Origin of the sequence: Serratia sp. EWG9, from assembly GCF_019913725.1 — a bacterium.
Lineage (GTDB): Bacteria > Pseudomonadota > Gammaproteobacteria > Enterobacterales > Enterobacteriaceae > Serratia > Serratia ureilytica.
The window spans coordinates 101,123-120,225 of the sequence record NZ_JADNRO010000008.1 but is presented as its reverse complement, the minus strand read 5'-3'; the positions used below and the strand labels follow the sequence as shown (position 1 = coordinate 120,225).

Below are 19,103 nucleotides of genomic sequence, written 5' to 3'. Positions count from 1 at the left end.
GCGCCCGTGCGTGATTGAACCAGCCCTGGCGCCGCGGCGGCTTGCCGCGCGCCAAGCGAGGAGTAAAAATGACCGAAACCACTCTGCATTACATTTTCGATCCGCTGTGCGGTTGGTGCTACGGCGCCGCGCCGCTGGTGAAAGCGGCTCAGAGCCTCCCCGGGCTGAAGGTCGTGCCGCACGCCGGCGGCATGATGACCGGCAACAACCGCCGTCAGATCACCGACGAATGGCGCAACTACGTCATTCCGCACGACAAGCGCATCGCCGAGATGACGGGCCAGCCTTTCGGCGAAGCCTATTTCAACGGCCTGCTGCGCGACACCACGGCGGTGATGGATTCCGAGCCGCCGATCACGGCTATCCTGGCGGCGGAAAAACTGGCGGGACGCGGGCTGGACATGCTGCACCGCATTCAGCAGGCGCACTATCAGGAAGGGCGACGCATCGCCGACACGCCGGTGCTGGAAGCGTTGGCGAAAGAGCTGGGGTTGCCTTCGGCGGCGTTTATCGCCGAAATGCGCTTCAACAGCGGTGCGCCGACCGCGCAACACATCGCGGAAAGCCGGGCGCTGCTGGCCAAAGTGCAGGGCCAGGGCTTCCCGACCTTTGCGCTGCAGGATAGCGAGGGCCAGCTGCATCTGCTGCCGGCCGGCAATTATCTGGGCAATGTGGAAGCCTGGAAGAATCTGTTGGGCGCCGCCGCGCTGGCGTAACCCTTCTCGCCCCGGCCACCGGGGCGGGTCATTCGACCCGCACGAACCGCCCTTCCGCCCGCACATTGTGGCCGAACCCGCAATCCCCCCGCGTATGCATCTCCAGCGCTTGCTCGCCAAACGCCATCGTCACGTCGCAGACCTGCGCGCTTTCCGAGTCATGTTGATGGTAGACGGCCTTGCCGTGCTCAATGGGCAGCTCGGCGGTGAAGTCGCCCATGTTCGGGCCGTAATACAGCCCCATCTGCGGCATGGCGTAGCCGGAAAAATCGATCAGCCAGCGCTCGCCCTGCGGCTTCACCACCACTTCGCTCCACACCCCGCGCCCGGCGTATTGCCAGTACACGCCGCCCGGCCCCTGCGGCTGCGGCCGCTGCGCCAGGCGTTGGCGCAACAGACTCATGTTGTGCTGCGATTTGTCATCGTGCGGCGCCAGCGCCAGATAGGCCTGCGCCTTGAGCAATTCGCCGGCGTGCATCAGCGACAGCGCCACGTTGTTGTAAGCCGTGGCGACAGCCTGCTCGCTCAGACCGCAAAACTCGCTCCAGGCCGCCTGATCGCGAAAGATGTCGGCGGCTTTGGCGTAATCCTGGCGCTGATAGGCCTTTTTTCCCAGTTCGGCGTAGCTCGCCACCTTTTGGCAGTCGGCGGCGATGTCCGGCTCGTCAATGTGCGCCCAGGCCCGGGCGCTGGCGAAGACGCCGCAGGTCAGCAACAGGGGAAACCAAGCCTTCATCGTTTATCCTTTCTGCAAAAATTCGGCGCCAGTATAACCGCCCGGCGCCGGAGTGTATGCCGCAATTGCGCTCACCTGCGCGCCGCCGGCGATTCAGCCGCCTTATTTCAAACGGTTAGCGGAGTCAAAACTGCTTACAGTCGCGGTTTGTTTGTTACCGGCCCGCAGCCCATGCTGAACAAAATACCGCAATTATCGAGCCGTTATGAACGCAACTCCCTTGCAGAAACACGCCATTTGGCAGTTGATCAAACCCTTTTGGGTGTCGGAGGAACGATGGCGCGCCTGGATGATGCTGATCGCCATCGTCGTCCTGTCGCTCGGCCTAGTCTATATCAGCGTGCAGATCAACCAGTGGAACCAGGTGTTCTACGACGCGCTGCAGAACAAAAACTACCCGGTATTCAAGGCGCAGCTGTGGCGCTTTACCTATCTGGCGCTGATCTTCATCGTGCTGGCGGTCTACAAGATCTACCTGACTCAGGGGCTGCAGATGCGCTGGCGGCGCTGGATGACGGAAAGGTTCATGGGAAAATGGCTGGCGCACCAGGCGTATTACCACACCGAGCAGCAGCAGATCGTCGATAACCCCGATCAGCGTATCGCTGAAGATCTCAACGTGCTGACTCAATATACCCTGTCGCTGTCGCTCGGGCTGCTCTCCAGCCTGGTGACGCTGTTTTCCTTTATCGACATTTTATGGCACGTCAGCGGGCCGATGACCTTCGCGCTCGGGCAACACGCCATCACCTTGCCCGGCTATATGGTGTGGTTCGCGCTGCTGTATGCGGTGTTGGGATCGCTGCTGATCTGGTGGGTCGGCAAACCGCTGGTCATGCTGGGCTTCAACCAGGAACGGTATGAGGCGAACTTCCGTTTCGGCCTGATCCGCATCCGCGAAAACAACGACGCCATTGCGCTGTACCACGGCGAACCGCGCGAGGCGCAGCAGTTGGGCGACCGTTTCGACACCATTCGCAGCAACTGGTGGGCGATCATGCGCATCACCCGGCGGCTCAACATCGCCACCAACTTCTACGGCCAGTTCGCCATCGTGTTTCCCCTGCTGGTGGCGGCGCCGCGCTACTTCTCCGGTGCCATCCAGATGGGCGGCCTGATGCAGATCGCCTCGGCCTTCGGCCAGGTGCAGGGCGCGCTGTCGTGGTTTATCGACGCATTTAACGATTTGGCGACCTGGAAAGCCTGCGTTAACCGTCTGGCCGGCTTCAACGCCGCCGTCGATCAGGTTCACCATCAGCCGCGCGGCATTCAACTGCGGGAGGAGACCGCCCATCCGTTAACGCTGGACAACCTCAGCCTGCACTTGCCCGACGGCCAGCCGCTGCTGACCGGCGCCGAGATGACGCTGCAACGCGGCGATCGCCTGCTGATCGTCGGGCCTTCCGGCTGCGGCAAGTCGACGCTGCTGCGCGCCATCGCCGGTATCTGGCCTTACGGCGCGGGCGCCATCGGGGTAGCGGGCAACGCCAACATGCTGTTCCTGCCGCAGCGCAGCTACATTCCGATCGGCACGCTGCGCGAAGCGCTGAGCTACCCGAGCCTGGCGTCGGAATACAGCGACGTGCAGCTGATGCGGGTGCTGGAAAACTGCCGCCTGAAGCACCTGCAGCGCTGGCTGGACACCTCCGCCAACTGGAGCCATCGCCTGTCGCCGGGCGAGCAACAGCGGCTGGCGTTCGCCCGCGCCCTGTTGATTCGCCCGAGCATCCTGTTCCTCGACGAGGCCACCAGCGCGCTGGACGACGAAACCGAGCAACTGATGTACTGCCTGCTGGTGGATGAACTGCCGGACGTGACGCTGGTCAGCGTGGCGCACCGCAACAGCGTGGCGAAATACCACCAGACCTGCTGGCGCTTCAGCCGCGGCGAAGACCAACCGGCGCGTCTGGCGCTGAGTCCGTTGCCGGCCTAACTCACGGAGCCGGGCGCGCCCGCGCCCGGTTTTCGTTCAGATGCCGTCGGCCTGCGCGTCTTCGCACTTCACGCGGCGGCGTTCATGCCACAGGCTGGTCAGGCCGCGTTTGCCGCACGCCAGCGCCACCTCGCGAAATTCATCCAGGCTCAGTCCGTCACGTTCCAGCATCATTTCCGCCGCCAGCTGCATGTTGACGCCGGTGAGCACTTCGCAATCGCCCCGCGCATCCGCCAGTTCACAGGCGCTGCGAAACGGCGAACCGCCGAGCATGTCGGTCAGGAACACCACGCCGTCCGGCTGCGCCACCGCGACCAGCGCCGAGCGTAAGGCATCCCTGAGCTGCGCGGTGCTCATCTGTTCGGGGAAATCGACCGCCGCGCAATGCCGCTGCGGCCCCACCACCTGTTCCACCGCCTGCAGCAGCCCGGAGGCAAAGCCGCCGTGGCCGGTAATCACAATGCCTGGCATATCCCGCTCCTCATAAAATGCCGATAAATTTGCCCGCCACGCCGATCGCTACCGTGACGCCAATCAGCTTCACCGGCGAGAATCCGCGCTTCATCAGGAAGAAAATGAGCAGCGTGAAGCACAGCGGCAGCAAGTTGGGCATCAACTTGTCCAGCACGTCGGTCTGCAGCGCCACGCTGGCCTTGCCGGCATGCATCACCAGCGGCGTGGACAGGTGCACGTACGAGGCCACCAGTGCGCCGATCACCGTCATGCCGACAATGGAAGCGGCGTGAGAAATGCGCCGGGTATGGGTCTTCAGCAGCGCCAGCGCGCTGGTGCCGGCCTGATAGCCGTAGTGCGCCAGCCCAAAACGCAGGCCGAAGTGGAACAGGTTGAACAGCAGCAGGAAGACGATCGGCCCGAACAGGCTGCCCTCCAATGCCAGCGAAGCGCCTATGCCGGCGCAGATCGGCAACAGCGTCAGCCAAAACAGCGCGTCGCCGATACCGCCAAGCGGCCCCATCAGCGCCACTTTCACCGCGCGAATGGTGGAGATCTTTTCCTTGTTCTGCTCCATCGCCAGCACCAGGCCGGACAGGAAGGTGACGTCGAACGGATGCACGTTGATAAATTCCATGTGCATCTTCATCGAGTTGGCCAGATCCTGCGGGTTGCGGTGGATCTTGCGCAGCGCGGGGATCAGCTGATACAGCCAGCCGCCCGCCTGCATGCGCTCGTAGTTGAACGACGCCTGCAGCAGCAGCGAACGCCAGGCCATGCGGTTGATGTCGCCGCGCGTCAGCGCTTCGGCGGGCCGGCTGTCCAGATAGTCGTCCTGCTCCACCTGGCTGGTGGCCAGCGCCTGCGCCATACGCTGTTCGGCCTTTTGCGCCAGCAGATCGTCGGAATCGTTAAATGCCATCTTCGGCGTCCTCCTGCGGAGCGGGCCGGGCCGTCGCCTCTGCCGCGCCGCGTTGCGTGTTGAAGAAATCAATCAAAGCGATCGCCAGGGCGCCCAGCGCCACCGCCAGGATCGGCAGCTTGAGAAACGTGACCGAGATGAAACCGAGGATAAAATAGGCCACGTAGGTTTTTTTCATCATCACCTTCATCAGCAGCGAGAAACCGATCGCCGGCATCATGCCACCCGCCACCGCCAGCCCGTCCAGCAGCCAGCCCGGCGCTTTCTGCACCATGGCGCTGGCCGCATCGGCGCCGAAGTAAATCGGCAGGAACGCCACCACGAAATAGAAGATGAACAGAATGCCGATGCCGAGATAGTTCACCCGTTCAATGCCGCGCCAGTTCAGCGCTTTCACCATGCGATCGCAGCGGTGCATCATCGGTGAGAACAACGTAAACAGCAGCGTGATGCAGCCCTGCACCGCGATCGAGAACGGCACCGCCACGCCGATCGCCACTTTAGGATCGGCTTTGGTCAGAATGGCGAATGCGGTGCCGATCACCCCGCCGATCACCACGTTAGGCGGTTGGGCTCCCGCCAACGGCACCATCCCCATCCACACCAGCTCCAGCGTGCCGCCCACCAGCAACCCGGTATAGACATCGCCCAAAATCAGCCCCACCAGCGGCCCCATCACTACCGGCCGGTGGAAGTGGGTCAGACCGTCGAACAGGTCAACCCCCGCCAGCCCGGCCAACAGCGCAATCAATAACGCATCCGTCAACATGCTTTCCCCCTGGCTCAAAAGAGCAGTTTGCCGATCGCCTCACCCGCTTCATCCGGCACCCGGCGCACTTCGCACTCCACGCCCAGTTCCGCCAGCGCGCGGAACGCGGCCACGTCGCCGTCGTCCAGCGACACCGTTTTGTGCACCTGCCGCTTCCCCTCGGCGAAGTGCATATTGCCGACGTTGACGAAACGGATCGGCACCCCGCCGCGCACCAGCGTCAACACGTCCTGCGGCGTTTTGCACACCAGAAAGATCTTCTGCCGATCCGCCGCCTTGTGGATCACATCAATGGTTTTCTGCAGCGTGAAATAACGGGTCTGCACCCCTTCCGCCACCACCATGTCCATCAGGTTCTGCTGCACCGGATCGGCGGCGGCCTCGTCGTTGGCCACAACCACCAGGTTGGCGCCGAGGGTATTGGTCCAGGTCACGCCCACCTGGCCGTGCACCAGACGATTGTCGATGCGAGTCATTAAAATGTTCGGCATGCTAGCGGCCCTCCGGGTAACAGGCGGCGTGGTAATCGTCGAGTACCTGCGTCACTTTATGCAGCACCCACTCCTGCGGATCGGCGCTCAATTCGCCGGCGTTCAGCGCCCTCGCCTGATCCGGCAGGTACTGGCTGAGCAGCGCCAACGGCGCCGGGTTACGGCGCAGGTTATCCAGCAAGCCGTCGACCGCCTGCTGCACCTGCTGCTGCGGCCAGTAGTAACGCACCCGATCGCTCAGGCTGTAGTGGCGGTCGAGATACTGTTGGTGCGGCGTGCCGTGGTAATAGCGGCTCCACTGCTGCGGCTGCTCGCGCATCACCTGTTCCAGCGTGGCGCGCAGCTGCGACGACTGGCGTTCCCCCAGCCATTCACGCTCGATGCGATCGAGGGCGAACAGCGCTTCTCGCAGCGCAAAGGTCAGCGCCGGCCCCACTTTCAGGATGGCGAAGTGATCGCGCACCAACTGGCGATAGGCCTGCGGCGGTTGGTAATCCGTAGAGTGCGCTTCATAGATCATACCCGGCTGCCGTTCGATGAAATGGCTCAATGCGTCGGCGCGCTGCGGCTGATAACGTTCGACGCTGTGGTGATCGAACTCGACGCCCGGCTGCACCACCAGCGCAATGGTTCGCTGCCAGGCATCGTTCAGCTCGGCTTTTTGCCAGGCGATACGGTGCATTTCCAGCGTTTGCGCCACCGCCTGCGGCGTGGTGACCTGCAGGCCCGCCAACGCCTCCTGCGCGCCGCCCGGCACCGGCACCTCGGTGCCGATCACATAGACCGGCGCTTCGCCGCCGCTCTGCGCCCAGGCGCGTTCCGCCACCGCGCACAGGCGCGCCGCACGCTCGGCGACCGCCGCATCTCCCAGGGGCGAGGGATCGCCTGCGCACGACATGGAACAATCGAGATGAATTTTGCGAAATCCGGCGCGAACGTAATCGTCGATCAACGTTTCCGCCAGCGCCATCGCTTCCTGAGCCGGGCGATCCTGCCAGGCGTTCGGCCCCAGATGGTCGCCGCCCAGCCACACGCACTCGCGCGCCAGGCCAACCTCATCCGCCAGACGCCAAAGCGCATCGCGGAACTGGGCCGCCGTTTGGCCGGTATAGCCGCCGAACTGATTGACCTGGTTGGAGGTCGCTTCCACCAACACCGGCGTGCCGCGGCTTTTAGCCTGCCGCAGCGCGGCCTTCAGAACCCAGGGATGGGCGGAACAGACGGAAAAAATCCCGACCGGCATACCGGCCTTGTGCTGCTCGACAAGCTGTAACAACTGCTGCATGAAGCCCCCATGCAGGCGCCGTGCTACCGATCGGCGATGATGACCTCCACGCCCAGCTCGGTTAACGCCCGCTCGTAATCGTCCGGAAGACGGCTGTCAGTGATCAGCCGATGGATTTGTCCGGCTTCGCGAATCATGCAAAAGCTCTTGCGACCGAATTTGCTGGCATCCGCCACCGCGATAATCTCGCGCGCCACCTCGCACATCACGCGATTGAGGTGCGCTTCACCGGGGTGAGGCGTGGTGATGCCGGCGCTCAGATCGAACCCGTCGACGCCCAAAAACAGCTTGTCGAAGCGGTACTGACGCAATTGCTGCTCGGCAGCCGGACCGTAGAGCGAGTAAGAGTTGCGGCGCACGCTGCCCCCCAGCACCATGACTTCCACCCCGTCGTTTCCCGAAAGCTCATAGGCAATGTTCAGCGCGTTGGTCATCACCACCAGATCGCGCCGCCCCTTCAGGAACGGCACAATCTGCGCGGTGGTTGAACCGGAATCGAGGATCAGCGCCTCGCCGTCGCGCACATAGCCGGCCGCCGCGTTGGCGATCAGCGTTTTGACATCGCGATTCAACCGCCCTTTGTCCCGCAGCGGCCGATCGAAAGCGAATTGCTGATTGAGCATTGCGCCGCCGTAAGCGCGCAGCGCACACCCTTTTCGTTCCAGAAAGCGCAGATCGTTGCGGATCGTCACCGTGGATACTGCAAACTGTTTGCTGAGCTGTTCCACACGCACGCTGCCGTGCTCGCATAACAGATCGATGATGTGTTCACGTCGCTTTGCGGTATTCACTGGCATGAGCTGCGGTCCTCAGGTTTCCGGTATCGCCGGGGAGAAGATGGCTTTCGCTCTACTGCGCTGGCATTACAGCAAAGCGAAAGCAATGAAATTGTGATCGGGCTTACAGCCCCGTTTTAGCAAAAAAACCGCCAAAAAACCTTTCGAATCGAAACGAATCGAAAAGCCAAAAAATGGAATGGGAGAAAAATGAAATGCCATGACGAGCATGAGCGCCGGAGAGCAGCCGCACCGGCGGCGGCAGAAGTGAAAGCGCCGCAGACCCCGTCCTGTTCCATGACTTTTAGTTCGCTAAGTGACCAGGATCACATAATGGTAATTATCCTGCAGCCGGTGGGGGTCAGCCCTCTCCATCCCGCCGGGCCATCCCCTTGTCAACACGAGCCATCTTCCCTACACTTGCGATCAGATATCGGCCTCTTGTCGGTACGTAAGCGTTAACGTCAATCAACGCATCACGCCATGCAGCGCTGATTGTCTGCATGCCCTGGTGCGAGGAACTCATGCCGCAACCCGCTTCATCTTCATCATCCATCGCGACCCCGCGTCGCCGTTTGCATCGCCCTGCTCTGCTGATCGTTGGCATCATGCTGATCGCGGCTAACCTGCGCGCCGCCCTCACCAGCGTCGGCCCGCTGCTGGAACAGATTCAGCAACAGCTGGCGTTGTCCGCCACCGCCGCCGGCCTGATCAACTCGCTGCCGCTGATCCTGTTCGCCGTCCTCTCGCCACTCACCCCGGCACTGGCGAAACGCTTCGGAATCGAACGCACCCTGGGCTTTGCCCTCGCACTGCTGGTTTGCGGCATCGCGCTGCGTTCCCTGCCGCAAGACGCCATGCTGTGGCTGGGAAGCGTTCTGATCGGCGCCGCCATCGCCTTCGCCAATGTGGTGCTGCCAACGCTGGTGAAAAGAGATTTTCCTCATCGCGCCGCCGCGATGATAGCGGCCTATGCGGCGGTGATGTCACTGGTCGCCGCCATCGCCTCCGGTCTGGCGGTGCCGCTGGCTTCCCTGGCCGATCTCGGCTGGCGCTTCTCCTTGCTGTGCTGGGGATTACCTGCGCTGTTGGCGCTGTTGATCTGGTTGCCGCAGCTGCGGCGCACAGCCATACCCGCAGCCAAAGAGCCACAATCGGCAGAGCCGCAACGCTATCGCTCTCCCTGGGGCAGCGCGCTGGGCTGGCAAGTGGCGATGTTCATGGGGCTGCAATCGATCGCCTTCTACACCATTATCGGCTGGTTCAGCGCCTTTGCCGTCAGCCACGGCGCCTCAGCCCAGCAGGCGGGCTTCGAGCTGTTCGTTTATCAGGTGGTGGCGATCGTCGCCAACTTTGTCATGGTGGTGATTTTGCCGCGGGCGCGCGATCAGCGGGCGATAGCGCTGGGCAGTTCTCTGCTGATCTTTATCGGCGTCGGGGGATTATTGGTGCAACCCGCCAGTTCACTGGTGTGGCTGACGTTTGCCGGGTTGGGAGCGGGGAGTTCGCTGGTGCTGGCACTGTCGTTCTTTGGATTGCGCAGTCAGCATCATCATCAGGCGACGCTGCTGTCGGGCATGGCGCAATCCGTCGGTTATCTGTTGGCGGCGCTGGGGCCCACCTTATTCGGCCTGTTGCACGATCTGACGGAAGGCTGGCGCTGGCCGTTGATCGCTCTGCTATGCCTGACCGTCTTGCAAATGCTGTTCGGCGCGCTGGCCGGCCGCAGCCGCGTGATCGGCTAACGTCGCTGAGCGATGGGCCGCGCCGCTTCGGGGGCGGTATCCTGCCATAAATCTTCAATAAAGGCGCGCTGCTCATCGCTCAGCCCCCATGAAGGCGGAATTTTTGACTGCGCGCGACGCTGAGCGCCCTCACGGTTTTTAGCCTGCTTCTTGTTCACGAATCGTCTTCCTGCTTAACCTGCTAACTCAGTAACCAGTAAATCACGGCAGCGGTTAGCAGCCAGAACAGCCCACTAACGATAAACACGCATAGCCATGCTTTACGTTTGATATTTGATCCATCCTTGCTCACCACAGCGCCCCTAACCAATAGATTAAACCATTCAAAATAAAATTATTGATCTATTTTAACGATCAATAAAGTCGTTTTTTCCTATGGAAATTTAGAAAAACGCTGCTACCCATAGGTCTGCATTGCCGAATCAGCCAGAACGGCACCGTGGATATCACTGTTATCGGCAGGCGAGAACGTGTTTTGATAGGCGAACGAATGCGCAGTGTGCCACACCTTTAAAGGTCAAAATTAAACCACCGGTAAATAATTCAAACATCAATTATTTGACTGGTCGTAAGCCAAATCGGCAGCAGACAGCATTGGAGGAGGGAGAGAAAATGAAGCGACGCACTGAAATAATGCGCGGGAGAAGCGCCGGCCCGTTTTGGTCTGGCACGGGCCGGCGTAAGTTAACCGATCCTGCTGACGGAATCCCGGCTGGCGTGTTCACGCTCGCTGCCGGTCAACTCGCGTAAATGGCCTGAGCGCATCTCCAGCAACCGATCGGCGTGTTCGAAATAGTGATCGTCATGGCTGATGGCGAACACCGTTTTGCCTAACGCGCGCAGCGCCGGCAACAGTTCGCGATAGAAAATGCGCCGGAACTGCGGATCCTGATCAGCGGCCCATTCATCCAACAGCAAAATATCGCGTTGTTCCGCCACCGCCAGCAACAGGGCCAGACGTTTGCGCTGCCCCTGCGACAGTTGCGGGTTGGTCACTCTGGCGCCGTCGAACTGCAATTTGCTTTTCATATTCAACCGTTCAAGCCAATGCGCGACCAGCGCCGCATCAGGTTCGCCGCCTTCCGGTCCTTGTAAACGATCGAACTGATGAAAATCGGTGAAAATCGCTGAAAACAGCCGGCGATAGTCCGGCATATCCGCCGCGGTCTGTGCGACACCATCCAGAACGATGTGCCCGCTTACCGGCCGATACAATCCGGTCAACAGCATCGCCAGCGTTGACTTGCCGCTGCCGTTGCCGCCGATAAGAAACACCAGCTCACCGCGCCGCAGCGTCAGATTAAGCGGCCCGACGGTAAAACCGGGCTGTTGTTCCGCATCTGCATAGTGAAAAACCACGTCGCGCAGCTCCAGCGTCTGCCAGGAACGGCCAACGGCGGCTGGAAACCCCGGCTGATACTCGGCCAGACGTAGCGCTTTCAGCTTGTTGAAGGCCACTTCGGCGCCGACCAGCGTCGGAAACGCCCCCACGGCCTGCAGTAAGGGCGTGCGCAAGAACAGCAGCGTCAGCGAGTAGGTCGCGGCCACCGTCGAGTCCGCCCATCCCAAACTGTTGGCCATAAAGAACACCAGCCCGATCGCCCCTAACATCATGATGTTTGACCAATTGAGCGCACTCAAATGGAAGGTATCGGCGCGAATGATATGGTAGCGATAGGCTTGCGCGTCGGGCTGATAGGCCTGCTCGTATAACGCCTGCGCCCGTTTGCGGTTCAACGTCAGTTCCTTACGGCCGTCAATCACCGATTCATAACGATGATAGAGACGCTCTTCTGACTCGCGCAAACTGGCCATATGGCGATAAACCCGTGACACCAGGCAGCCGCTACCCACCACGGTCACCGCCACCCAAACCGCCGTGACCGCCAGCATTTTCGGCGATAACCACCCCAGATAGGCCGCTGCCCCCAGGGTCAAAATCACCCCTTGCACCAATTCGGGCAAGCGCACGAAGGCGATGGTGATATTGCGGATGTCACTGGACAGACTGGCCAGCAATGAGGCGCTGCCTAACTGTTCGAGGCGCTCGATCTCGGTATCCAGAATGCGCTTCACCAGTTGCCCACGCAGCCGATAGACGAAGTAATGGCCCAATGTGGTCAGCGCCAGCTGTGAACCCAACGTGACCGCTATCAACAATGCCAGCAGGGCGAGAAACATCGGCAACACGGCCAATGGGTTGCCGCTGACGTCCATCAGATATTGATTGATAAAAGCAATGATACCGATGCCTAAACCGGCGCTGGCCATGGTCAATGCCATAACCGCCAGAAATGGCCAACGATACTGGCGATAAACCACCCGTAACAGTTCCATGAACAAACCTCTGAAGTCGCGATCTGGCAGGCATTGTAAGCGGCGTGAGAATGAGATCAAGACGAATTCTCATCGCAGCTTATCAAGCACCGGTTGGGGTGAGACGTTATCGCGGTTGCCGCCTGCCGGCGGCCAATTCGCAGCATCGTTCGCTCTGGGCGCTAAATATTCGCCAATTAAATAATCTGCTAAAGAAAATAGATCTATAAAATCAAAATACATTCACTAAAAAAATAACAAAAAGAAAAAGATAAAATAAACCCATGCTTTGGAAAATAAAATTATTTATTTTCTTTGCCGCCTATTATGTTCCAATGCTTTAATAAAACTTCATGATGGAAATCGCCAGTACCAGATACGCAGGAAAGGAAAATGAAAAAAAGGAAATTCCTTAGCCAGATTGAAATTGAACAACTGATTGCCGCCGTGCATGAGGGTAAAAATAGCATTCGAGATCGTTGTTTACTATTAATGTGCTTCATTCACGGCTTGCGGGTGAGCGAACTGCGATCATTACGCCTGCAAGATATTGATCTTACCTCCCATCGGATCCATATATCTCGGCTAAAGAACGGTTTTTCCGTTCAGCACCCCATTCAGCCGCGAGAACGACAGGCGCTGTTAAACTGGCTGGCCCAACGGGCGAACTATCCTGACGCCAATTCCCCATGGTTATTTCTGTCGCGCCACGGCGGGCAAATTTCACGTCAGCAACTGTATCGCCTAATGAGAATGTACGGTGAAATGGCCGGTATTAGCGTTCAGGTTCATCCTCACATGCTGCGACACTCCTGCGGTTACGCGCTTGCAGATAACGGGGTCGATACGCGCTTGATTCAGGATTATTTAGGGCACAAAAATATCCAGAATACGGTGATCTACACCGCCACCAATGTAGAGCGATTCCGCACGATCAGCATTTAATCTTACGATGGAAATAACGGTGCAGGCGCTCATCTTCTTTTAACATGCGCATCGAGTAAGGTAAAAAATATCGGATGGGAAAATGCAGCCCGGCACGTCAACAACGGTCTAATTCAGCACTATTCCAACGCCGAGCTGCTTTCATCCACCCGCCCAGGGGAACACTTGTTTGATTGTTTTTTCAACGCCTATGCTACCTGCTTATACCCTGTCATTAACGATTAAGTCCCCTTTGACCACTTCCCGCCAAATTGTCGCGTAATATTGCCGTGCAATGAAAATAGTTCGCTGTCATTCTTCACCTGCAGTTTGCGCATGGCGCTGCATTTATGCGCGCTGATCGTCTTGATGCTGCGGCGTTGCAATTCGGCAATTTGCCGCAGGCTCATGCCGTTGAACAAAAAGGCCAACACATCAGTCTCGCAGCGAGTCAGCTTTCGGGTGAACACCTCATCTGCGCTAACCGAGGGTGCCAGAAAAGTCCCTATCTGTGGGCTCAACACTCGCTCCCCAAGCAAGACCCGATTAAAAAACTCCGCCACCAGCGGTAAAGCGTCATCTCTGGCGACGATGCTGACATTGGGCTGAGGCAACAATCGCCCTAACTCTTCTGCATTACGGCAACGGGTATAGGCAATCACCCGTAATTCGGGCAGTTGCGTGCACAGGGCCAGCAACGCTTCCCTGCCCTTAGCGGGCGTCTCATCTTCACCGTCCAGTTCGGTAATCAGCACGTCAGCCTGCTGATAGACCACGCTATCCACTACCGCACGTACGCTGGTTTCCTTTACGACGACTTTTATCTGGGTTGGCAGCGTTTTTAAAAAACTGGCCAGCCCTTCCAGCGTCAATGGACATCTGTCCATTAATGCTATGTTCAGCGGTTGCTGACGCCATAAATGCATAATCTGCTCCTATGCTTGCTTGCCCACGAGACCTCGTGCGCTTGCCTAGCGAACCAAGGATGAACCTTGCGCAGCCATCCATTTCCCCTGAAGATACAGTTCACCATCGCTGTGAAACCCCAGCTTCAACATCGCATTGCGTTTATGGGTGCTGACGGTGCGGATATCACGGCACATGGTCAGCGCCACGCTGGTCACGCTCTTACCGGAAAACAGTTGGGTCAACACATCCAGTTCCTTCGCCGTCAGCGGTTTATCGGCGCCAGCCTCATGCAATTGACGTTGGCGTACCCGGTGGCTGAAGCTGCAACTGCCTGTCAGGACTTGCTGAACACAGTGGGTCAATGCAATAGCCGGTTCCTGCTTCAGCATCAGGCCGCGAATGCCGGAAGCGATGAGCTGCCGCAACAGCCTCGGTTCATCCAATGCCGTACAAATGACAATCGCGGTGTCCGGCGAATTTTCCCGCACCTCAGCGATCAGCTTGAATCCCTCCAATACCGACTCTGATTGACCACACAGCTCCATCACCAATAAACGATGCGGATGCTCAGTCAATAAGGCTCTCAGTTCCACCAGATTCGCCACCTGCCGAATGTTGCCAGGTTGGAGACCGCAGGATTCAATCAACCGGTTTCTCATCCCCAGAGCCGTCATGGCGCAGGGTTCCATGATAGCCACGGCACTCGCCGCTTCATTGCCCGCCGCCAAGGCCATTCCATTGGGATAATTGATTTTCATATCATCACCTTAACTCTGTCGTTAACCTTCCGCCCACGCCGGCCCTTTTGTCCCATTACCTACTGATAGACAAAAGTGACCTGCAGAGCGCCGTCTATTGAACCTGGCGTCGATCCGCCATGGGTGCTGTATGCGCGCGCACGCAAATCGAATCTGGCATTATTCGTCGCGCGATCCACCAGTTGCGTCATGCTCTTGCCATTGCCCAGGTTGGCCCCTTGGCTATTCTGCAACTCAATTTGCACCCGACGAGAGCCGCCGTTGCTCTTGTACAAGCTGGCGCTTTCCTCGGCGGGCGTCCCGCTGAAGGTCGCGACAACAGAAGTGGTGGTGCTTGGGCAGTTTTTTAACGTCAGAGGAAACTCTATCCAGGGGCTGAAAGCCCCGGACGTCGCCAGGGTAGCAGCGGAAATATCGTCTCCCAAATTGACGGACACAGTGCCGTTCGCACCGTCGATTTCGCAGGGGGCGGCTTTAATGTTGCCGCTAATCACTATTTTCGATACCGCGTGCGCCGCCGATACGGTCAAAAGCAACGCGCCGGTCAGCGCCAGGTTGCAGCCAAAACGATTACACATTTTCACCATAATCTGCTCCTTGTCGTTAAACGCAGGGGCCCGTCAGCCCACTGCCGTTGAAATATCCGTTTATTGGATTTCGGCCTGAATGGTTGCCGTGGCATTGAACTGCCCCACTGAAGGGGCTTGCCCGGTGGTATTGATCGGATATACGCTGATCCGCGAACTGCCGCTTTGGTCGGGATAGTTGAAGTCATCGATGGGCAAGCGCCCGCTCTGCGGCCGAATCACATTGCCCTGCATATCCTTAATCATCACGCCGATGTCGCGGTTGCTGGTCTTCAGCGCCTCCGGCATGTTGCCGTCGGCCTCGCCGCGAAATGACAGGCTGACTTTGACGCCCTCGGAAATATTGCGACAAGACAGCGTCAGCGTTCTCTCTGCCGGTGTGAAGCGAGGTGGCATCGCGCCTTTCGTTTGGAAATGGGTGCTGACGATATCGCCAAAGTCGACCACCACCGTCTGGGGACTGATCTCGCAACTCTGCGGCACCGTCACGGTACCGCTCATAGAGATGGTAGAAACCGGCGTATCGCTTTTCACGCCACTCACTACCGATACATACGTTTCCACCAGTCGGGTATTCGGGATCGCCGTCACGCCAACGAAGGGCCGACGGAAATACAGGTGAATGCGCCCACGCGCGCCGCTGTTGTAGGGCGAACGGGCGCAGGATTCATCATCGCCATCCATGCTGGTCTTACGGTTAGTTTCATTGGTAAAGGGTGCCGCAAGGTATTCATTGCGCTGCCCCGCCACGAAGACCTCGCTGGCGACGCCCAGATATTCGTTCAACGCGTAATACGTCAATCCGCCCTCCTGAAATACCGGGTTGGTCAACAGCATTTTGGCGGTGATGTAAGAAGCCGTGCGAGCGGTACATTCGCATTTCACATAATACGAACCGGGCAAGTTCCATGCGTTCTTATCCGCGTTCTTGATAATCCGCCCCGTCACGTTTTGCGATGGGTCGCTTAAGCTTGGGGAAAAGGCAAATGAAAAGCCGTGCGTTCCTGATATCGGCGTACACTGCCCTGGCGCCGCCTGCGCCTGCTGTACAGCCAGTATTGCGCACGCCAGCAGCCCACCGGCGATCGCCCTGCGTTGAATCGATATTCCTGTCGCCATTGTCTGCACCTTATAAACACTGTCCGTTAACGAGACGTATTCCGCCGCTCTCTGGCTGATTAGCCAATTGATAGTTAGCCTGACACTGCTGAGCCGCGTCATTGCCCCACTTAACCTGCAGCCGGCCACTCTCCGCCATGCCGGCCAAATAAACCTGCCCGCCGTCGCCGACAATGCCGGCATTATCAGAGGGGCTATTGAGATTGCTGACGGTGGCGCCGAACGGCACCGGATTGCCACTGCGCGTCAGTAATGTCAGCAACACGCGGGCACCAACATCCGGATTGAAGCTGGCACGCACCACGGCGCCACGGGTTGGGATCACAGTTTGGCTGCTCAAGGTCATGTCGACATCCTCGGCGAAAGACTCGCCGTCCAGGCCGACGGTATTGCGCCGATAAGGCGTCAGGTAAGGCACAACCGCATAGCCGCGCCAGTCGGTGCTGACCCCGGTCTGGTTCAAAACATCCACCCCTGAAGCGCCGGGTGCCTGCACTAATGCCACCGTATCGCCCAGCGGCTGCGACAGCGTGACGCCGTTTTGATGCACCAGAACACCGCCCTGCACGCCGTAGTTCACCTGTTGGCGATGGCGATCGTAGCCATATCCCAGGTTCCACTCGGCGAGGGCGCCTTTGTAGTCCGCCTGAATATTGCCGTTCGCCCCCACGCCCCTGCCGGTGTAGCCCTGGCTGATGCTGTAGTTCAGGTTGTTGCCCGGCAAAGCGGTGCCGCTCAACCCAAGGTTGTTGCTGGTGGCACCGTTGCGGCTGGCGTTCATGTTGTAGGTGGCGTAGCTGCCTGGCAGCCATTTGCTGAGCGGCACGCTGACGTTGAAGGCCACGATATGGTCGCGAATATTGCTGCGGTTGCCGTTGTTGTCATACCCGTTTTGGCTGAAGGTGTAATTCAGTCCGTAACTGACAGCTTCCCAACTGTTGTTGTAGCTGAGGCTGACCGACTGCGAACGACGATTGTCATTCCAGTAGTCTTCGTTAAACAGGCTGAGCGACAGCGTTCCCCCCAGATCCCACAGGCTCTGGCTCATCGTCAGCTCGGCGCGGCTCTTTTTGTGATCGTTATAGATCGCGCTGTTGCCGCCGTAGCTCTCCAGCGCCTCTTGCAGGTTATAAAAACCGCGCGTGGAATAGCGGTAGCTGGCCAAGCTGAAGTTAGTGCCGGTTTCAATGAAGTTTTTGCCGTAACGCAGGCGCCATGATTGCCCTTGCTCTTTCGGCCGAGTTTCCTGCTTGGTCCATGCCTGAGTGACATCAGCGGACAGCGCCCCCAGCGCCCCCATGTTCTGCCCCCACCCCAGCGCCAGAGACTGGTACTTACTGGCGGCTTGCACGCCGCCGTACAACGTGGCCCCCCACGGCAAACCGTAGATGCCGGTGGCCTGGCTGAACGGACGTTCATCAACGCCGCCGCTGTATGAACGGTATTTCCCGCTGGTCAGGCTGTATTTGAAACGCCCTTCGCGCTGAAGCACCGGCACCACGGCGTAAGGCACCACGAAATGTTGCTCCTGCCCGTCAGCCTCACGCACGCTGACGTTCAGATCGCCGCTGCCGCCCGTGGGGTACAGATCGGTAATTTCAAACGCACCCGGCGGCACATAACTTTGATATATCACGTAGCCGTTTTGCCGGATCACGATTTGCGCGTTAGTGCGCGCAATCCCGCGCACCACCGGCGAGTAGCCCTTCATGCTGTCCGGCAGAATGTCATCTTCAGAAGCCAATTGCCCGCCGCGGAACTGTACGCTGTCGAACACCTCGCTGGACGTTGTGCTGTCGCCCAGAGTCAGGCGGCTTTGCAACGCAACAATATCGCGCTGCAGATAGGTATTGATTGAACGCCAGGATGAAGCGCCGCCGGTGTAGTGATTCCAGATGGAATAGTTACGCAAACGCCAGGCGCCCCAGTTAATGCCCGAGCGCAGATTGAGGTAATAGTTATTGTTGTTCTGCCGTTCGCTGTCGCGTGTTTGGCTATTGGCGCCGCTGAAGTTGTAATTGACCAACAGCGCCGGTATGCCGGAGTCCCATTTATCCGGAGAAACATAATCGCGCGCATTTAAGTTCAATGCCGCTTGCGGAATGCTCAGATTCAATCTCAGCTGATTAAACAGGAACACCGCCGAAGCCTGAGGAATGGCCTGCGCCAGATTGACACAGCGCTCCTCCGCCGCAATCGCCGGGAACATGGAGACTCTCACCCCCAATTCGGCCAATTTTTCCGCGCTGAAACAAGGCTGCAGCGCTTGCTTTCCGCCAGCCGTCGGCATCAGCCGGAACTCAACGTCTAGACTGTCAACCTGTTCGCCGTTAAGGTAAAGATCGACCCGATAAGTGCCGGGCGCCTGGCTGTTGTTTTCCTCAAATACGGAGAGATCGGCGCCGCGCAGCGCCGGGTTGTCAATCTCCAGCAGCGCCGGGTTGAAGTAATCGCGCGCATGCGCCGCACCGATTGGATAAAGCAGCGCCACCTGGCAAGACATCAAACCGGCCAAAATCGATCGTGTCCCTGGTAAACCAATGCAATTCGGGTTATTCATCCTTTTAACTCCCTGTCCCGATTGGCTCAGCCGCCTAAAATTCAGGTAGGCCGAACGCCGGCCCCAGCGTTACTCCGGGGCCAAAAAACACGCATCGCGGCCCG

At 58.9% G+C, this 19,103-nt stretch carries 19 protein-coding genes; 4 read left to right on the top strand and 15 right to left on the bottom strand.

The annotated features are described in order from the left end of the window. Nucleotides 1–68 precede the first annotated feature (68 nt). Nucleotides 69–716: a DsbA family protein gene (locus tag ITX55_RS17955; RefSeq protein ID WP_033644834.1), complete on the top strand. Its 648-nt coding sequence runs from the start codon at nt 69–71 to the stop codon at nt 714–716. 28 nt (nt 717–744) lie between these two features. Here ITX55_RS17955 and ITX55_RS17950 read toward each other — a convergent pair whose 3' ends face one another. Then, entirely contained in the window at nt 745–1,452 is a 708-nt protein-coding gene (locus ITX55_RS17950; protein ID WP_033644832.1) for a hypothetical protein, read from the bottom strand. A 205-nt stretch (nt 1,453–1,657) separates the two neighbouring features. Between ITX55_RS17950 and ITX55_RS17945 the strand changes: the two genes are divergently transcribed. Then, a complete protein-coding gene (locus ITX55_RS17945; protein WP_047573849.1) occupies nt 1,658–3,385 on the top strand; it encodes an ABC transporter ATP-binding protein/permease in 1,728 nt (575 codons plus the stop codon). A gap of 36 nt (nt 3,386–3,421) precedes the next feature. Here the strand turns inward: ITX55_RS17945 and agaF are convergent, their stop codons facing one another. From agaF to agaR, 6 genes are read right to left on the bottom strand one after another with little or no spacing between them, the layout of a single operon-like run. Then, the gene (agaF, locus tag ITX55_RS17940) at nt 3,422–3,856 is read right to left on the bottom strand and encodes a PTS galactosamine/N-acetylgalactosamine transporter subunit IIA (protein WP_033644830.1); all 435 of its coding nucleotides are present in this window, start codon (nt 3,854–3,856) and stop codon (nt 3,422–3,424) included. Nucleotides 3,857–3,866: 10 nt separating this feature from the next. After that, nucleotides 3,867–4,760 (bottom strand): PTS system mannose/fructose/sorbose family transporter subunit IID, encoded by an 894-nt coding sequence (locus ITX55_RS17935; RefSeq protein ID WP_033644827.1) that lies wholly within the window; start codon nt 4,758–4,760, stop codon nt 3,867–3,869. Further along, on the bottom strand, nt 4,750–5,529 hold the full coding sequence (gene agaW, locus ITX55_RS17930; RefSeq protein WP_033644826.1) for a PTS N-acetylgalactosamine transporter subunit IIC: 780 nt from the start codon (nt 5,527–5,529) through the stop codon (nt 4,750–4,752). The genes ITX55_RS17935 and agaW overlap by 11 nt, the downstream gene beginning before the upstream one ends. Before the next feature lie 14 nt (nt 5,530–5,543). Then, nucleotides 5,544–6,020 (bottom strand): PTS N-acetylgalactosamine transporter subunit IIB, encoded by a 477-nt coding sequence (gene agaV / locus ITX55_RS17925; protein WP_004931808.1) that lies wholly within the window; start codon nt 6,018–6,020, stop codon nt 5,544–5,546. 1 nt (nt 6,021) lies between these two features. Beyond that, nucleotides 6,022–7,305 carry a D-tagatose-bisphosphate aldolase, class II, non-catalytic subunit gene (locus ITX55_RS17920; RefSeq protein WP_108681866.1) on the bottom strand — a complete coding sequence of 428 codons (1,284 nt, stop codon included), beginning with the start codon at nt 7,303–7,305 and terminating at the stop codon, nt 6,022–6,024. A gap of 23 nt (nt 7,306–7,328) precedes the next feature. Continuing rightward, complete coding sequence (gene agaR, locus ITX55_RS17915; protein ID WP_033644822.1) at nt 7,329–8,102, bottom strand: transcriptional repressor AgaR; 774 nt, start codon at nt 8,100–8,102, stop codon at nt 7,329–7,331. A 503-nt stretch (nt 8,103–8,605) separates the two neighbouring features. Here agaR and ITX55_RS17910 point away from each other — a divergent pair. After that, nucleotides 8,606–9,826, top strand: a complete 1,221-nt coding sequence (locus ITX55_RS17910) for an MFS transporter (protein ID WP_072627053.1) — start codon at nt 8,606–8,608, stop codon at nt 9,824–9,826. Here ITX55_RS17910 and ITX55_RS17905 read toward each other — a convergent pair. From ITX55_RS17905 to ITX55_RS17895, 3 genes are all read right to left on the bottom strand, one after another. After that, on the bottom strand, nt 9,823–9,984 hold the full coding sequence (locus tag ITX55_RS17905; protein WP_162882355.1) for a hypothetical protein: 162 nt from the start codon (nt 9,982–9,984) through the stop codon (nt 9,823–9,825). The two genes, ITX55_RS17910 and ITX55_RS17905, sit on opposite strands and share 4 nt — an antisense overlap. 23 nt (nt 9,985–10,007) lie before the next feature. After that, the gene (locus ITX55_RS17900) at nt 10,008–10,118 is read right to left on the bottom strand and encodes a YmiA family putative membrane protein (protein ID WP_223524597.1); all 111 of its coding nucleotides are present in this window, start codon (nt 10,116–10,118) and stop codon (nt 10,008–10,010) included. Between the two features lie 392 nt (nt 10,119–10,510). Then, complete coding sequence (locus tag ITX55_RS17895; RefSeq protein WP_042785285.1) at nt 10,511–12,163, bottom strand: multidrug ABC transporter permease/ATP-binding protein; 1,653 nt, start codon at nt 12,161–12,163, stop codon at nt 10,511–10,513. A 372-nt stretch (nt 12,164–12,535) separates the two neighbouring features. Here ITX55_RS17895 and ITX55_RS17890 point away from each other — a divergent pair, with 372 nt between their 5' ends. Then, the gene (locus ITX55_RS17890; RefSeq protein WP_033644817.1) at nt 12,536–13,087 is read left to right on the top strand and encodes a tyrosine-type DNA invertase; all 552 of its coding nucleotides are present in this window, start codon (nt 12,536–12,538) and stop codon (nt 13,085–13,087) included. Nucleotides 13,088–13,308: 221 nt separating this feature from the next. Here the strand turns inward: ITX55_RS17890 and ITX55_RS17885 are convergent, their stop codons facing one another. The 5 genes from ITX55_RS17885 to ITX55_RS17865 are packed head-to-tail and all read right to left on the bottom strand — an operon-like array spanning nt 13,309 to nt 18,999. Next, nucleotides 13,309–13,992, bottom strand: a complete 684-nt coding sequence (locus ITX55_RS17885; protein WP_042785286.1) for a response regulator transcription factor — start codon at nt 13,990–13,992, stop codon at nt 13,309–13,311. Between the two features lie 45 nt (nt 13,993–14,037). After that, nucleotides 14,038–14,733, bottom strand: coding sequence for a response regulator transcription factor (locus tag ITX55_RS17880; RefSeq protein WP_047026621.1), 696 nt, complete (start codon nt 14,731–14,733; stop codon nt 14,038–14,040). A 59-nt stretch (nt 14,734–14,792) separates the two neighbouring features. Next, nucleotides 14,793–15,320 carry a fimbrial protein gene (locus tag ITX55_RS17875; RefSeq protein WP_089192206.1) on the bottom strand — a complete coding sequence of 176 codons (528 nt, stop codon included), beginning with the start codon at nt 15,318–15,320 and terminating at the stop codon, nt 14,793–14,795. Between the two features lie 60 nt (nt 15,321–15,380). Continuing rightward, entirely contained in the window at nt 15,381–16,439 is a 1,059-nt protein-coding gene (locus tag ITX55_RS17870) for a fimbrial protein (RefSeq protein WP_182073783.1), read from the bottom strand. A gap of 10 nt (nt 16,440–16,449) precedes the next feature. After that, nucleotides 16,450–18,999: a fimbria/pilus outer membrane usher protein gene (locus ITX55_RS17865; protein ID WP_089192207.1), complete on the bottom strand. Its 2,550-nt coding sequence runs from the start codon at nt 18,997–18,999 to the stop codon at nt 16,450–16,452. Between the last annotated feature and the right edge of the window lie 104 nt (nt 19,000–19,103).

Bases quoted from the DNA above. Each gene is read 5' to 3' on its own strand.
- ITX55_RS17955 (WP_033644834.1), top strand. From the start codon at position 69: ATGACCGAAACCACTCTGCATTACATTTTCGATCCGCTGTGCGGTTGG.
- ITX55_RS17950 (WP_033644832.1), bottom strand. From the start codon at position 1,452: ATGAAGGCTTGGTTTCCCCTGTTGCTGACCTGCGGCGTCTTCGCCAGC.
- ITX55_RS17945 (WP_047573849.1), top strand. From the start codon at position 1,658: ATGAACGCAACTCCCTTGCAGAAACACGCCATTTGGCAGTTGATCAAA.
- agaF (WP_033644830.1), bottom strand. From the start codon at position 3,856: ATGCCAGGCATTGTGATTACCGGCCACGGCGGCTTTGCCTCCGGGCTG.
- ITX55_RS17935 (WP_033644827.1), bottom strand. From the start codon at position 4,760: ATGGCATTTAACGATTCCGACGATCTGCTGGCGCAAAAGGCCGAACAG.
- agaW (WP_033644826.1), bottom strand. From the start codon at position 5,529: ATGTTGACGGATGCGTTATTGATTGCGCTGTTGGCCGGGCTGGCGGGG.
- agaV (WP_004931808.1), bottom strand. From the start codon at position 6,020: ATGCCGAACATTTTAATGACTCGCATCGACAATCGTCTGGTGCACGGC.
- ITX55_RS17920 (WP_108681866.1), bottom strand. From the start codon at position 7,305: ATGCAGCAGTTGTTACAGCTTGTCGAGCAGCACAAGGCCGGTATGCCG.
- agaR (WP_033644822.1), bottom strand. From the start codon at position 8,102: ATGCCAGTGAATACCGCAAAGCGACGTGAACACATCATCGATCTGTTA.
- ITX55_RS17910 (WP_072627053.1), top strand. From the start codon at position 8,606: ATGCCGCAACCCGCTTCATCTTCATCATCCATCGCGACCCCGCGTCGC.
- ITX55_RS17895 (WP_042785285.1), bottom strand. From the start codon at position 12,163: ATGGAACTGTTACGGGTGGTTTATCGCCAGTATCGTTGGCCATTTCTG.
- ITX55_RS17890 (WP_033644817.1), top strand. From the start codon at position 12,536: ATGAAAAAAAGGAAATTCCTTAGCCAGATTGAAATTGAACAACTGATT.
- ITX55_RS17885 (WP_042785286.1), bottom strand. From the start codon at position 13,992: ATGCATTTATGGCGTCAGCAACCGCTGAACATAGCATTAATGGACAGA.
- ITX55_RS17880 (WP_047026621.1), bottom strand. From the start codon at position 14,733: ATGAAAATCAATTATCCCAATGGAATGGCCTTGGCGGCGGGCAATGAA.
- ITX55_RS17875 (WP_089192206.1), bottom strand. From the start codon at position 15,320: ATGGTGAAAATGTGTAATCGTTTTGGCTGCAACCTGGCGCTGACCGGC.
- ITX55_RS17870 (WP_182073783.1), bottom strand. From the start codon at position 16,439: ATGGCGACAGGAATATCGATTCAACGCAGGGCGATCGCCGGTGGGCTG.
- ITX55_RS17865 (WP_089192207.1), bottom strand. From the start codon at position 18,999: ATGAATAACCCGAATTGCATTGGTTTACCAGGGACACGATCGATTTTG.